Annotated in this window: 14 protein-coding genes; 5 read left to right on the top strand and 9 right to left on the bottom strand. The window is 33.8% G+C overall.

From position 1 onward, the window contains the following. Positions 1-58: 58 nt before the first annotated feature. From DMZ43_RS06910 to DMZ43_RS06920, 3 genes are all read right to left on the bottom strand, one after another. On the bottom strand, positions 59-2,017 hold the full coding sequence (locus tag DMZ43_RS06910; RefSeq protein WP_131506893.1) for an AAA family ATPase: 1,959 nt from the start codon (positions 2,015-2,017) through the stop codon (positions 59-61). A gap of 78 nt (positions 2,018-2,095) precedes the next feature. Beyond that, complete coding sequence (locus DMZ43_RS06915) at positions 2,096-3,154, bottom strand: hypothetical protein (RefSeq protein WP_131506895.1); 1,059 nt, start codon at positions 3,152-3,154, stop codon at positions 2,096-2,098. Between the two features lie 83 nt (positions 3,155-3,237). After that, entirely contained in the window at positions 3,238-4,575 is a 1,338-nt protein-coding gene (locus DMZ43_RS06920; RefSeq protein WP_131506897.1) for a microtubule-binding protein, read from the bottom strand. Between the two features lie 169 nt (positions 4,576-4,744). Here DMZ43_RS06920 and DMZ43_RS06925 point away from each other — a divergent pair, with 169 nt between their 5' ends. Beyond that, positions 4,745-5,554: an MBL fold metallo-hydrolase gene (locus tag DMZ43_RS06925; protein WP_131506899.1), complete on the top strand. Its 810-nt coding sequence runs from the start codon at positions 4,745-4,747 to the stop codon at positions 5,552-5,554. Between the two features lie 100 nt (positions 5,555-5,654). Then, positions 5,655-5,876: a hypothetical protein gene (locus tag DMZ43_RS06930; protein ID WP_131506901.1), complete on the top strand. Its 222-nt coding sequence runs from the start codon at positions 5,655-5,657 to the stop codon at positions 5,874-5,876. A 49-nt stretch (positions 5,877-5,925) separates the two neighbouring features. Here the strand turns inward: DMZ43_RS06930 and ettA are convergent, their stop codons facing one another. Both ettA and DMZ43_RS06940 read right to left on the bottom strand, forming a co-directional pair. Continuing rightward, positions 5,926-7,617: an energy-dependent translational throttle protein EttA gene (ettA, locus tag DMZ43_RS06935; protein WP_131506903.1), complete on the bottom strand. Its 1,692-nt coding sequence runs from the start codon at positions 7,615-7,617 to the stop codon at positions 5,926-5,928. A gap of 2 nt (positions 7,618-7,619) precedes the next feature. Further along, positions 7,620-7,802: a CAL67264 family membrane protein gene (locus tag DMZ43_RS06940; protein ID WP_103052245.1), complete on the bottom strand. Its 183-nt coding sequence runs from the start codon at positions 7,800-7,802 to the stop codon at positions 7,620-7,622. A gap of 294 nt (positions 7,803-8,096) precedes the next feature. Here DMZ43_RS06940 and DMZ43_RS06945 point away from each other — a divergent pair, with 294 nt between their 5' ends. Then, positions 8,097-9,275 carry an MFS transporter gene (locus tag DMZ43_RS06945; protein WP_131506905.1) on the top strand — a complete coding sequence of 393 codons (1,179 nt, stop codon included), beginning with the start codon at positions 8,097-8,099 and terminating at the stop codon, positions 9,273-9,275. Positions 9,276-9,305: 30 nt separating this feature from the next. Here the strand turns inward: DMZ43_RS06945 and DMZ43_RS06950 are convergent, their stop codons facing one another. Genes DMZ43_RS06950 through DMZ43_RS06965 form a run of 4 tightly spaced genes read right to left on the bottom strand, consistent with a single transcriptional unit; the run spans position 9,306 to position 11,322 of the window. After that, positions 9,306-10,031 carry a pirin family protein gene (locus DMZ43_RS06950; protein WP_131506907.1) on the bottom strand — a complete coding sequence of 242 codons (726 nt, stop codon included), beginning with the start codon at positions 10,029-10,031 and terminating at the stop codon, positions 9,306-9,308. A gap of 27 nt (positions 10,032-10,058) precedes the next feature. Next, positions 10,059-10,496 (bottom strand): MarR family winged helix-turn-helix transcriptional regulator, encoded by a 438-nt coding sequence (locus tag DMZ43_RS06955; RefSeq protein ID WP_129760218.1) that lies wholly within the window; start codon positions 10,494-10,496, stop codon positions 10,059-10,061. A gap of 5 nt (positions 10,497-10,501) precedes the next feature. Continuing rightward, positions 10,502-10,786, bottom strand: a complete 285-nt coding sequence (locus DMZ43_RS06960) for a GNAT family N-acetyltransferase (protein WP_131506909.1) — start codon at positions 10,784-10,786, stop codon at positions 10,502-10,504. A 2-nt stretch (positions 10,787-10,788) separates the two neighbouring features. Next, positions 10,789-11,322: an NADPH-dependent FMN reductase gene (locus tag DMZ43_RS06965; protein ID WP_131506911.1), complete on the bottom strand. Its 534-nt coding sequence runs from the start codon at positions 11,320-11,322 to the stop codon at positions 10,789-10,791. 260 nt (positions 11,323-11,582) lie between these two features. Here DMZ43_RS06965 and DMZ43_RS06970 point away from each other — a divergent pair, with 260 nt between their 5' ends. Together DMZ43_RS06970 and DMZ43_RS06975 are read left to right on the top strand one after the other, a co-directional pair. Beyond that, positions 11,583-13,226 (top strand): acyl-CoA carboxylase subunit beta, encoded by a 1,644-nt coding sequence (locus DMZ43_RS06970; protein ID WP_131506913.1) that lies wholly within the window; start codon positions 11,583-11,585, stop codon positions 13,224-13,226. A gap of 22 nt (positions 13,227-13,248) precedes the next feature. Then, positions 13,249-14,106, top strand: a complete 858-nt coding sequence (locus DMZ43_RS06975) for a hypothetical protein (protein ID WP_131506915.1) — start codon at positions 13,249-13,251, stop codon at positions 14,104-14,106. Position 14,107 lies beyond the last annotated feature (1 nt).

Below are 14,107 nucleotides of genomic sequence, written 5' to 3' on the forward strand. Positions count from 1 at the left end.
CTTATTTTTATTCTAATTCTCTTTTGGATTCCGCATCAAGTGCGGAATGACAGTAAAATTACTTTTTGTCAAACTGAGTTCTTGCTTCCAATTCAATATTAAGCTGATTAACTCTTGCATCTACTTTTCGTTTAAAATCAGTATCTGCAATTGTAGCAACATTGTCTAGATAACGCACAACCTCTTGACGACGAATTTCAGAAAAATCCAAACCTCTCATATTGGTTCGCATCAATTCTTGTAACATATTGAGTTTGGTATCATAATCCTTTTTAAAGTAAAAATCAGGGTTACTAAACCAATCTTCTTCTAAATCAAAATCAGTTAACCTTAAAGATATAGCGCTTTGTATATTACGAACATCTCTAGACGAGAAAAACGGAAAAACAGCTTGTATTTCTTTATATAAGTTTGCAAAAAATAAATGCTCATTGGTTTTAAAATGCTTCTCTACTTGATCATATATATCATGAACTCGAACTTCTGTAGGTTTATCTATATTTTGTAAGATATCGCCCATACTCTTGGCTAATCCTTGATTTTGTAGATAGCTGTAATTTTCTGGTCCTTGCATATTTACAAAATCAGGCATAGTGTCTTGTAATTTTCGCCACCATAAATGATCTTGGTCTAAAAAGTCGTGTTCGGTACGTGCTCCATCAATTTTAAAACGTCCTTGAACACGTGAAATTACTGCTTTATCCAACATTTCTGGAAGGTTGGTAAATAACCCTATTGAGCTATTACCGTAATTAACAGCATAAGCACCTTCGGTATATCTTAAAAACACACCTATTACTTCTTTTATACCTGCCGAAACACCTTGTGCAGTACGCTCTTGAAGATTATTTTCAGCATCATCAATTGGAGCAAAAATGAGTTTTGAAGGATCTTGTAATGGTTTCATCCACTCTACCATTTTTTCGGCAGATCCACCTTGAAATGTTGATATCAACGTATCAGGCATTGGATGGAATAAAAATGGAATATCAAGATTGTCACAATGCTCTTTTAAACGTGTTGCAATAGCTGCAATAAGCATACTTTTTCCTGTTCCTGGAATTCCGTAACCCATAAACACTGGCATAAAACCTCCTAGTTCCTGAAATGGATTCTTTTTTGCTGTAAAATCGTAGCTTAACATACGCTCGGTTAAACGTCGTGCAAAGTGTTTTGCATCTCTGTTACCTACTATTTGTTCAAATTGAATTTTATTAAACTCTACACTTTTGGCAGCTCCTGCAAATACATTGTCCCAACCAGATACAGCAAAGTCTGATTTTTCTAATTTATAGGTTCTATCTAAAATAGTTTCGGTGTACTCCAACGTGCTTTTACGCATTTGGATTTCATCTATTAAGGCTTCAAAATACACAACCGTAAAATCGGTAACGTCTTTATCGCTTTTTATAATATCTGGATGCGACAAATACTTGTCGTAATAATAAAGACAACACGAAATTCCTTTTAATGGTGATAACAAAGATACTTCTGGCAGACCTGCAAATTTTTGCTTCATAACGCTTAAATCATCTGAAGCAACGGTTTTAAGGTTATGCAAAATATTGTAAGCCGTAGCATATAGCATAAAAGCTGTTGCTGTTTGCATTTTGCTTTCGTACTCTCGTTTTCCTGAACTATCTAAAGCAGATTTTCGCTCGTTTAAACTTGATAATCCTGAAGCATCATAGTAACTATCTTTAATCCAAATACCCAAAGTAATACCTTCTTGAACTGCAAATAAGGTTTGATTTAAATGAATTGGAATAGCAACAGAGTCTGGTAATAAGCGTTTTTTTAAAGCTAATATGGTTTTTGAAACTGAAGTCAACTCAACATTGCTTCCATTATTGGCACGCGACAAATACAGTAAAATAGATTCATCTTTAGCATCTTTGTCTTTGTTTTTTGCACGTTGACCTTGCTCCCACTGTACACTTTTTAAATACGATGTTGCTTCATCACGAAGCATATCAAGTTCTGTTTGCTTTATAGGAAATGTTGAGTTGTGTTCCATGTTTCTATTTTGTCGTCATTTATAAATGAAATGAAGTAATCTCTTGTTTAAAAGATAACCACGTCACTTTGTTCCTCGTTATGACGTTGTTTTTTTAATTTTTAATTCAGAAACCTGAATAGGCGGTTTAGCTAGTCTATTCATAATTTCAGGTGTTTTGTTATACAGCATTTGTATAATACGATGTGGTGCAAATACATATTTTTGATGTATCGGTTCGCTCCACTTTTGTAAGGTTTGCTTATTGAAAAAGCTACCTTCTTTAAACTCACTTCCTGAGAATACTTCATCAATACTCAGCGACAACGCATACGACTCTATACTTAATTCTTTTTTGGCTATGCTTTCTAATATAGCATGAGTAATTTCATTTTCATCTTTTGCAAATACATTATGAAAAGGGCCTAAATCTATTCGTTTAATGTGTTTTGGATGTACTTCAGGCAGCTTTCTGTCTATTCCATAAGCCATAGTGTCTAAATCCATATCTCTGTCCGCAGTGGTCTTTAAGACTTCATAAATTTTATCTCTGTCTTTTAACGGATTTCGTCCTCCACTATAATCAAAGTACATGAAGCATATAAATGGCCTATTATGTGCTACATCATAAAAACTCCAACTGGTCATAAACTCAGGCGAAACGTCTTTTGGTGTTTCCATAATGCGACCTTGTACAAAACGATTAAAAATATACTTTTGCTCTACTGAGGTGTAATAAACTATTGAAGCCGCTTGAAACAGTTTTTCTCGTTTTATGGGTTGTTTTTTATGAAGTAACTCATGTAAAAACTCATCTTGTAATTGGCTAACATTTTTGAGTTTAGAAATGTAGTCTTCTTTTAAGGATAAATCATTAAAAAGATACCTAAACTCCAAATAGTTAGGGAAACCAGAATCGGTTAAATCTACTTTCATATTGTCTTCATCGTCGTACATATATTTAATACGCATAGCCTCGACTGAATACAATAACAAATCACAAAACTGCTTAAAATAAACAACTTCTTGTGTGCTACATAATCCTTGATTTTGAACACTTACAATGAGTTCCTTTAGAGCAAAGTCTACCATTTTATGATAGAATACATATTGCGCTTTGGAGTCTAGTGTAGCGGAATCTAAAGGAGTTACAATCATGTTTTGAGTTTGCAGTGAACAGTATTCGGTTTGCAGTCAATTATAAAAATACTGCTAACTGCAAACTGAATACCAATTACTTTTTAAGATAATAAGTCGTCATTATTTTCAGGCTTTTTGTCGCCAGTTGGCTCTCCTTCACCTGAAGGTTTATTAGCATCTGCCTTATAGTAGTCTTCAAAAATTTCTTTCATATCAATACCATAACGCTCAGCAAAATTCTTTTGAATTTCAGAATCTTTGGTACGAATTTCCTGTAACGCTTCAGCATAACTGCTGTAAACACCTTGCATTACTTTTTCATGCACAGGAATATTATCCATCATTTCTTGACGTGCTCTTGCACTTGCTGTATGCATTGATGCAAGAGTTTCTCCAATATGTTCGTCAGTTTTTACACCTAAATGCTCTAAAATAGCTGCAAATTCTTGGTCAGTTCGCGCTTTTAAAGCCACTACGTAACCATCGTAATATTTTAAACGCTCTTCAGTATCACTCTTTAATTTTGCACGATGTGTTTGTAAATTACTACGTAAAGAGGTTAATACCTTAATGGTTAAATTATGCTTATGCACAAAGCTGTCTTTACTTGCAGCAAGTGTTGTATAGGCGTTTTTAAGTCCTTCAAGCTCTTCTACTTTTTGTTCTAAAGTGGTAACTTTACCAACCGCTTCAGCATATTCAGCAGATTGCTTATCAACAATTTCTTCTAACTCTTGACGTGCTTGTTTTAATAAAGCATAGTTTTCTTCAAGCTTTGCTTCTACTTCTTTCTTCTTCTCTAAAGCTTTTGTATGGTTTTTTGTGGCTTCAACAATCGCATCTTGAAGTTTGTCTTCAACTTCTTTAATTTCTACTTCACGATCTTTTAAACGCTTTACAGCTGCCTGACTTTTAAACGATAACTCATTTAATAAAGTTTGTACATCTGCCGATTCTATACGTTGCTGAAACATCGCTTTGGCTTTGTTATCTGCTTCGTCACGAGATTTTTGGGCAGCAGTAAGTTCGTCTTGCGCTTTTTTGATTTTGCTTTTTCTTCCCCAAAGGTTGTTCCACCAAGTGTCTGGTTTAGCTTCGGCATCTTCTAGTTCAACTCTTGCGCGTTCTAGACGTTTTATGGCATTATCAATGATTTTTTGTTCATCAGCATTTAAGCTAGAGAAATCTTCAAAAATAATCCCAACTTCGTCTTGATAATCAGTTAAATCTTTAATGGCATCAAGTAAAGACGTTCTATCTTTTTCTGCCATATGCACTACATCGTCCAATGTTGCATTAAGTATTTTTTGACGCACTTCAGGATCATCTTCCTGTGCTAATTTAGATTTCATAGTGTCAATGGCTTTTCCCCAATTAACATCTACTTTTTCCTGTTTTTCATTGGAATTGGTTTCTAATAAATCAAAATCATCAGACATATTGTGTAGTGTTTTTATAGTTGAACAATTTTTGGATAAGCAATTTCGTTAAAAAATATCATTTTCAAAACTAATGCTCTTAAAATATCAGTAGTAAAAAAATTAAAAATGTTACAGGCTTTAAAAAATGTAACGCAATCATTATCTTTAGTACTCAAACACTTCTATTATGAGAAATTCAATTTTTATTACCGCTATTTTAGCATTGTGTTTTATAAGCTGTAACACAGATAAAAAAGAATCAGCAACCACTGAGACAATTATTGAAAACAATGTTGATGTTGAAACAACAACTTCCGATACTTCTTCTGAAATAAAAATTATTCCTATTGAACACGCTACTATGGTCTTGGAGTATAAAAATGTTGTTGTGTATGTTGATCCTGTTGGAGGAGCAGAAAAATTTACTGAACAAAAACCACCTAGTATTATTTTGGTTACTGACATTCATGGTGATCATTTTAATGAAGAAACCTTGTCAGGAATATTAGGAAATGCTGTTAAGATTATAGCTCCTAGTGCTGTAGCTGAATTGCTACCAAAACCGCTAAGAGATCGTACATTGGTTCTTAATAATTCGCAAAATAGAGACTACACTTTTGATGGTGTTGAAATTAATATTGAAGCTGTACCAATGTACAACTTAAGAGAAGAGGCTTTAAAATTCCATGAAAAGGGACGTGGTAATGGTTACATTTTAACTATGGGAGGAAAACGAATTTATATTTCAGGTGATACTGAAGACATTCCTGAAATGCGCAACTTAAAAGATATAGATATGGCATTTGTATGCATGAACTTACCATACACCATGACTGTTGAAAGTGCTGCAAGTGCTGTTCTGGATTTTAAACCAAAGCAAGTATATCCATACCATTACAGAGGACAAGGTGGACTTAGCGATGTAGAAAAATTTAAAGCCATTGTGAATGATAAAAATGATGCTATTGAAGTCGTTCAATTAGATTGGTACAAATAGTGATTACTCCATTTTTTATTAACAAATTTATAATGAAATAGTTACGGTTTTAATTAAAATTGTATATTTGGCTTGATTAACCCCAACTATCAACCTAATTATGAATGCTTTATATTCAATTTCAAAGTTACTTGTAAGCACTACTCAGCTTACGGTTGTACTCATTATTACAGCAGCAGTATTTATGTTTTTTATTGTGGTTGCAGTAATAAAAATGAGAAAGTTAAAGGCTGAAAATAAGAAGCTTACTGAAATGGAATCTTTAAAAAATGACGTTGAGGAGAGCTATAAAGATTTTACAAATGGCCATTTGTATGAATAAATTAAAATCACTTAAATAAAAAAGCCTGCATTTTGCAGGCTTTTTTTATCTATCTAACTAATTTTTTATACTTAATTCGTTTCGGCATTAAGTCACCACCCAAACGTTTTTTCTTGTTCTCTTCATAATCACTAAAACTACCTTCAAAGAAATAGACTTGGCTATCGCCTTCAAAAGCTAATATGTGCGTACAAATACGATCTAAAAACCAACGGTCGTGAGAAATAACCACAGCACAACCAGCAAAGTTTTCTAAACCTTCTTCTAGCGCACGTAACGTATTTACATCAAGGTCGTTTGTAGGCTCATCTAAAAGTAGTACGTTTCCTTCTTCTTTTAGTGTCATTGCTAAATGCAAACGGTTACGCTCTCCTCCTGATAGTAATTTTACTTTTTTGTTTTGTTCACTTCCAGAGAAATTAAAACGACTTAAATACGCACGAGAATTGACTTGCTTTCCTCCCATCATTACCAATTCTTGCTCATCACTAAAGTTTTGCCAAATGGTTTTTTCTGGATCTATATTAGAATGACTTTGGTCTACATAAGCAATTTTTGAAGTATCACCTACTACAAACTCTCCTTTGTCAGGTGTTTCTTCGCCCATTATCATTCTGAAAATTGTGGTTTTACCTGCACCATTTGGTCCAATAACACCAACAATTCCAGCTTGAGGTAGGTTGAAGTTTAAGTCTTCATACAATAACTTATCGCCATAACCTTTACTTACACCTTTTGCTTCAATAACATTGGTTCCTAAACGCGGTCCATTTGGTATGTAAATTTCAAGCTTTTCGTCAAGTTGCTTTTGGTCTTGACTCATTAATTTATCGTAGTTCTTTAAACGCGCTTTTTGCTTGGTTTGACGTCCTTTTGCTCCTTGACGTACCCATTCTAACTCGCGTTCTAATGTCTTTTGACGTTTTGAAGCTGCTTTTCCTTCTTGAGCCATACGTTTAGACTTTTGGTCTAACCATGAAGAGTAATTCCCTTTCCAAGGAATACCTTCACCTCTATCCAGCTCTAAAATCCAACCTGCAACGTTATCCAAGAAATATCTATCGTGCGTTACAGCGATAACTGTTCCTTTGTACTGTGCTAAATGATGCTCCAACCAATGTACCGATTCTGCATCCAAGTGGTTGGTAGGCTCATCAAGAAGTAATACGTCTGGTTCTTGTAGTAATAAACGACATAAGGCTACACGACGACGCTCACCACCAGAAAGTACACCTATTTTTTTATCGCCATCAGGAGTACGTAATGCATCCATGGCAATTTCTAATTTGGTATCTAATTCCCAAGCATTGGAAGCATCTATTTGATCTTGTAATTCGGCTTGACGGTTCATAAGCTTTTCCATTTTTTCAGGATTGCTATACACTTCTTCCAAACCAAACATATCGTTTATTTTGTTGTATTCATCTAGAATAGCTACAGTTTCAGCAGCGCCTTCACGCACTACTTCCATCACTGTTTTTTCATCATCTAGTTGTGGTTCTTGTTCTAGATAACCAACAGAATATCCAGGTGAAAAAACCACATCGCCTTGATAGTTTTTATCTACACCTGCAATAATCTTTAATAATGTAGATTTACCTGAACCGTTAAGACCTAAAATACCAATTTTAGCTCCGTAAAAGAAGCTTAAATAAATATTTTTAAGTACTGGCGTATTAGCCGATTTAAATGTCTTGGTTACACCAGACATTGAAAAAATTACTTTTTTATCGTCGCTCATAATTATACTCTTCCTTTTAATGCATTAAACACCCAAGCAATACAGAAAAAGCCAAAACCAACAGCAGCAAATCCCCAACCTGCAACATCGTCATAGCGAAAAGCTCCTAGTCCTATTAAACCTAATCCTACAAAAATCATAATCCATGTGGCCCAAGCCAACACTGTATTTTTATTCATTGCCATTTCTTAATCTTTATTTTTAGTTAGCAAATACAAATATCGTGTTTTAACTAACAAAATTCAACCAAAGTAAGGTGCTTTTAATTATTCTTTAAGAAAACACCTTTTTCAAGCTGTAAATTTAGCCTCACAAATACGCTGTATATATCACAATAAATTTTGAAATTCTTAATTCTAACAACCCTTTTTTCTTAATTTCTTAATTAACTTTTTCTTATCATTTTTTATACGTCGATTACTTAATAATAGAACTAATTTTGTTGTTTATTTCTTTTTGAAAAATCTACGTATAAAAATATGAATAAAGCCTTACTATCATTAGCTATTGGAGGATTTGGAATAGGACTCACAGAGTTTGTTATTATGGGTATTTTACCTGATGTTGCAAATGCTTTTAGTATTAGTATCCCTGATGCTGGACATTTTATTTCAGCCTACGCTTTAGGTGTTGTAATTGGTGCTCCTATTCTTACAGGTTTAGGAAGTAAATGGCCTGCAAATAAAGTGCTATTAATACTTATGCTTTGGTTTACAGTTTTTAATACACTTTCTGCCTTTGCTACTGGCTACAATTCATTTATGATTTTACGCTTTTTATCTGGCTTACCACATGGTGCTTTCTTTGGTATTGGTGCTGTAGTTGCAGGAAAACTATCTAAAGAAGGTAAAGAAGCACAAGGAATTGCTATTATGTTTAGCGGATTAACTGTTGCAAACCTTTTGGGCGTGCCTTTAGGAACCTATTTAGGTAAAAACTTTAGTTGGAGTATTTCATTTTTAATGGTTGGATTTGTTGGTGTTCTAGCTGTTCTTGGTGTAAAGTTTTGGATGCCAAAAATAAGACAATCAAACAACACTAATTTTTTAAGTGAATTTAAGGTTTTTAAACGTTTGGAGTTATGGTTGATAATACTACTAACAACCATTGGTACAGGTGGATTTTTTGCTTGGTATAGTTATATAGCTCCATTGATTACTGATGTTGCTGGACATCCTGAAAGTGTTGTGTCTTATGCCATGATTTTAGCTGGATTAGGAATGGTAATTGGTAATTTTTTAGGCGCAAAACTTACTGAAAAGTTCTCTCCATTAAACACTGTAACAATTGTGCTTTGCATGATGGTTTTATGCCTTTCTCTAAATACGTTTTTAGCATCAGATAAAGTACTTGTATTAGTGATGACTTTTATAATAGGTATTGTTTCTTTTTCTATATCAACACCTATACAAATGCTTATTATAAAATCGGCTAAAGGCTCTGAAACATTAGGTTCTTCGTTAAATCAAAGTGCTTTTAATGTTGGTAATGCATCTGGAGCTTATTTTGCAGGACTTCCTATTGCTATGGGTTATGGATATACAGCTGCTGATTGGGTTGGTGCTGCTATGGCTGGTTGTGGTATTTTTATTGCTTTAGTAATATTTACTTTAAAAAATAGACAAGCCAAAAAAGTAAAAAAGCACTCATTTTCATAAGTGCTTTTTATATTATAATTGTTACCTATTTTACAAAGTCATCATAGGAACTTCAATAAACAACAATTCAGAATCTTGTTTTGTTTCTATTGAAAAACTTTCGGTTTCTGAAACACCTATAGCGTCTCTTGTTTCAAGGTTTTGATCACCTATAATAATGTCTCCATAAATAGTCATTACGTAAACACCATGATTACTACTTTTTAGGTTATAGGTAAACGTTTCACCTTGACTTAAATCAATGCGAGATAGTTTAGCATCTTGATGAATTTTTAAACTTCCTTCATGATTATCATCAATAGATGTTACCAAGGTTTGTAATTTATTTTTCCTGTCAGAATCACTAAATGTTTTTTGATCATAACGTGGTGAAACACCTTGTTTGTTAGGTATTATCCATATTTGAAACAAACTTAAATGCGAATCTTCAGAACCATTAATTTCAGAATGTTGCACACCAGTTCCAGCACTCATTACTTGCACTTCACCTGGTAATACAGATTGCCATTCGTTATGCATAGAATCACGATGTTTAAGCTCTCCACTTAAAGGAATGGTGATAATTTCCATATTATCGTGTGGATGTGTTCCAAAACCCATTTTTGGTGCAATAACATCATCATTTAATACGCGTAACGCTCCAAAATGAATGCGCTCTGGATTAAACCAACCTGCAAAGCTAAACGAATGATTGGCTTGTAACCATCCGTGATTTGCAAATCCTCTTGTTCCTGCTTTGTGAACTACTGTTTTCATTTTATTATCCTTTCTGGGCTTCCCCTTTTATCTTAATTTATCTAATAAATCACTTAATTGTGATGCTTCTTTTTCTGTGATATTTTTTAACCAATCGTCATTAAAATTGTCTGATATATCTTCTAAAAGTTTTAATCCTTCGCTGGTGATAGCAACTTGTACCACGCGCCTATCGGTTTCAGAGGGAATGCGCTCAATGAGTTGTTTTGCACAAAGCTTGTCTGCCAATCGTGTGGCATTTGGAGCTCTGTCTATCATTCTTGATTTTACATCTTGCATCGTCAATGGTTTATCAGCTCCACGTAAAATGCGTAAAATATTATATTGTTGTGGTGATAACCCGAACTTTGCAAAAAATGTATTTTGTTTTCCAGTAATCCAATTGGCTGTGTACAAAATATTAATCAGCGCTTTTGTGCGGTTATCCTTAAACGAAGAATTAACGTCTTTTGAAATATCTCCCATAGTTTTTAGGCTTTTACATCATTATAATCATCAGCTTTCTTTTTAAAAACTGCTGCTGCAAACGGACAAAGTGGTAAAATTTTAAACGCTTTTTCTCTTGCAAATGCTACAGCTTCTTCTACTAGTTTGTAACCAACGCCTTGACCTTTTAGACTTGCATCTACTTCGGTATGATCGATAATAATTTTTTGTTCTCCTGCATAAACGTAAGTCATTTCAGCTATTCGTTTCGCATCTTGCTCTATATAAAAAGCACCTTTTTTAGTATCGTCTTCTTGCTGGATGTTCATAACTATATTGCGTTTTGAAATTTATCTACTTCAACTAATAATTGGTCGTTTAATTCCTTATTAGTAATCTTTCCTTCAGAAAAATTATTTCCGAATTGCGGTAAAGAAAACACGCCTACAATATCTGCTTCATGTCTTGGAAAACGGTCTTCAGCAATGGTTAATACCGATTGTCCGCCTCTTGCTCCTGGTGATGTTGCCATAAGCAGCATAGGTTTTCCTAAAAATGTTTTAGCTTCTATACGCGATATCCAATCAAATAGGTTTTTAAAAACTGAAGCATAAGCGCCATTGTGTTCTGCTAATGAAATAACCATACCATCAGCTTCCTTTATTTTATTGAATAACTTGTGAGCGTTTTCTGGTTGTCCGCCCATGCTTTTTTCTAAATCTGTACTAAATAGCGGTACATCAAAATCATTTAAGTCTAATACTTCTGCTTTGGCTCCTTCTACTAACCCTGAAGCGTATGTTGCCAATTGTTTGTTGATTGATGTTGTGCTGTTACTTCCTGCGAATGCTATAATATGTTTCATGTGTGATTGTTTTTATTTTCCATGGCAAATATATAACAAAACATTTTATTTTCCAAGGAAACTATTTACATGGTAATATTTTTAACATAGCTTTTACATTACAACGTTTTCGTAGCAAGGTTAAGTTTTGTATTTTTAGCCTGCATTAACAACTTGCGTTAGGGGTTGCAGCGGCATCCTCCCTTTTTTTTAGGGAGATATAGCGAAAAACCCGACCACGCTTTTGCGTGGTAACGCCCTAATTAACTATATAACATCTGATGGATTTAAACTTCAACAAAAACGAAGATCATAATAAATTATTGGTTTCTGAACTTAAGAAACGACTTGCAAAAGTAAAACTTGGCGGTGGCGAAAAGCGTATTGAAAAACATAACGCTAAAGGAAAAATGACTGCTAGAGAACGTATTGATTATTTGCTTGATGATAAAGCCAAAAGTATTGAAATTGGTGCTTTTGCAGGTGATGACATGTATAAAGAACATGGTGGTTGTCCGTCTGGCGGTGTTGTAGTGAAAATTGGCTACATAAAAGGGAAACAATGTATTGTAGTGGCTAATGATGCGACTGTGAAAGCTGGTGCGTGGTTTCCTATAACTGGGAAAAAGAATTTGCGTGCACAAGAGCTTGCCATTGAAAACAAATTACCAATTATTTACCTTGTGGATTCGGCTGGTGTGTATTTGCCAATGCAAGACGAGATTTTCCCTGATAAGGAGCATTTTGGTCGTATTTTTAGAAACAATGCTGTAATGAGTAGTATGGGCATTACACAAATTGCTGCTGTAATGGGTAGCTGTGTTGCTGGTGGTGCTTACTTACCTATTATGAGTGACGAAGCGCTTATTGTGGATAAAACTGGAAGTATCTTTCTTGCTGGTAGTTATTTGGTAAAAGCTGCTATTGGCGAAAGTATTGACAACGAAACGCTTGGTGGCGCAACAACTCATAGTGAAATTAGCGGTGTTACGGACTACAAGGCTAAAGATGATAAAGATGCATTGGATAAAATAAAAAATATTGTTGATAAAATAGGTGATTTTGACAAGGCTGGTTTTAATCGTACTACGGCTAAAAAACCTAAAGAAAATCCTCAAGATATTTATGGTATTTTACCAAAAAGTCGTGCCGATCAATACGATATGTATGAGGTTATAAAACGTCTTGTAGATAATAGTGAATTTGAAGAATATAAAGCTGGTTACGGACAAACCATTATTACATGTTATGCCAGAATTGATGGTTGGGCTGTTGGTATTGTTGCAAATCAGCGTCATATTGTAAAAACTACTGGATCTAAAACCAAACCAGCCGAAATGCAATTTGGTGGTGTGATTTACAATGATTCTGCCGATAAAGCCACGCGTTTTATTGCCAATTGTAACCAGAAGAAGATTCCGTTAGTGTTTTTACAGGATGTTACCGGTTTTATGGTAGGTAGTAAGAGTGAACATTCAGGGATCATAAAAGATGGTGCTAAAATGGTAAACGCTGTGAGTAATAGTGTGGTGCCAAAATTCACCGTTGTAGTTGGTAATAGTTATGGTGCTGGTAATTATGCTATGTGTGGTAAGGCTTACGACCCAAGACTTATTTTTGCATGGCCTAGTGCTGAACTAGCTGTAATGAGTGGTAAAAGTGCTGCTAAAGTATTATTACAAATAGAAAAAGCCTCTTTAGAAAAACAAGGTGAAAAATTCACCAAAGAGAAAGAAGACGAACTTTACAACAAAATAAAAGCACGTTATGACAACCAAGTATCGCCTTACTATGCTGCTGCCAGATTATGGACCGATGCGGTTATTGATCCTTTAGACACCAGAACCTGGATTAGTATGGGTATTGAAGCCGCTAACCACGCTCCTATTGAAAAACCTTTTAATTTGGGTGTGTTGCAGGTTTAACTTAAAAACACTTTGCTTTCTTATGAAAAATTTATTTTTGATTTTATTCGTTTTAATAAGTTCAATAAGTATTGGGCAAAATAATTTAGATATTAATAGAAAGTATGTAAGTATAAAAAGCTTAAAAAATTCAAAAAATATCAATTTAAAAAATGCAATTTATCTTGAAAGCGACACGCTAGTTGTTGAAAAAAGTATTCCAATGGGAGAATTTGAGGTTGATTTTGGAGATTTCGACCCTGAATTTATTGAACACTATAAGGACGCTGTTTTTGGAAATAAAGAAACTAGACGAAAAAACTTCAAATTATCTCATGTTAAATTATGGACATCTGACATCAAAGTTTATTTTGATAAAAGTGTTGATAAGAAGACAAAAAAAGAACTAAGTTCTTTTTTTAATGAAATCTCAAAAAATTCTAATTCTTTAAAAATAAGTGTCGTTTCAAAATTAGAACTCTCTAATTATTTAATCTACTATATTAATTCAAAAAAAGATAAAGAGCATCCTAATATTATTCAACAAAAACCAATAACCTATAATTTATTACACTCTAACAACAAATTCTACAGTGGTGTTTTACGATTAAATACTTTATCTTTTTTTTCATTTAATGATCAAATCAATAGTCTAAAAGTTCAATTCTTCAAATCTTTAGGTCAATTTTGGTTGATTAACAATGTACCATGTGAAAGCATACTAGCCGATTGCTATAGTCCAACCAAAAGGCTTACTGATTTAGATTTTAATATTTTAAATTTTCACTATAAAAACGTTTATGATTCTGATGTAACCATCTTTAATTACGAACGTTTAATTGAAAAATATTCTTTATTAAAAAAAGAGCATCCAACCCAAACTAAATTTATAATTGATTAAA

It is taken from the genome of Meridianimaribacter sp. CL38, assembly GCF_004328055.1.
Classification (GTDB): Bacteria; Bacteroidota; Bacteroidia; order Flavobacteriales; family Flavobacteriaceae; genus Gaetbulibacter_B; species Gaetbulibacter_B jejuensis.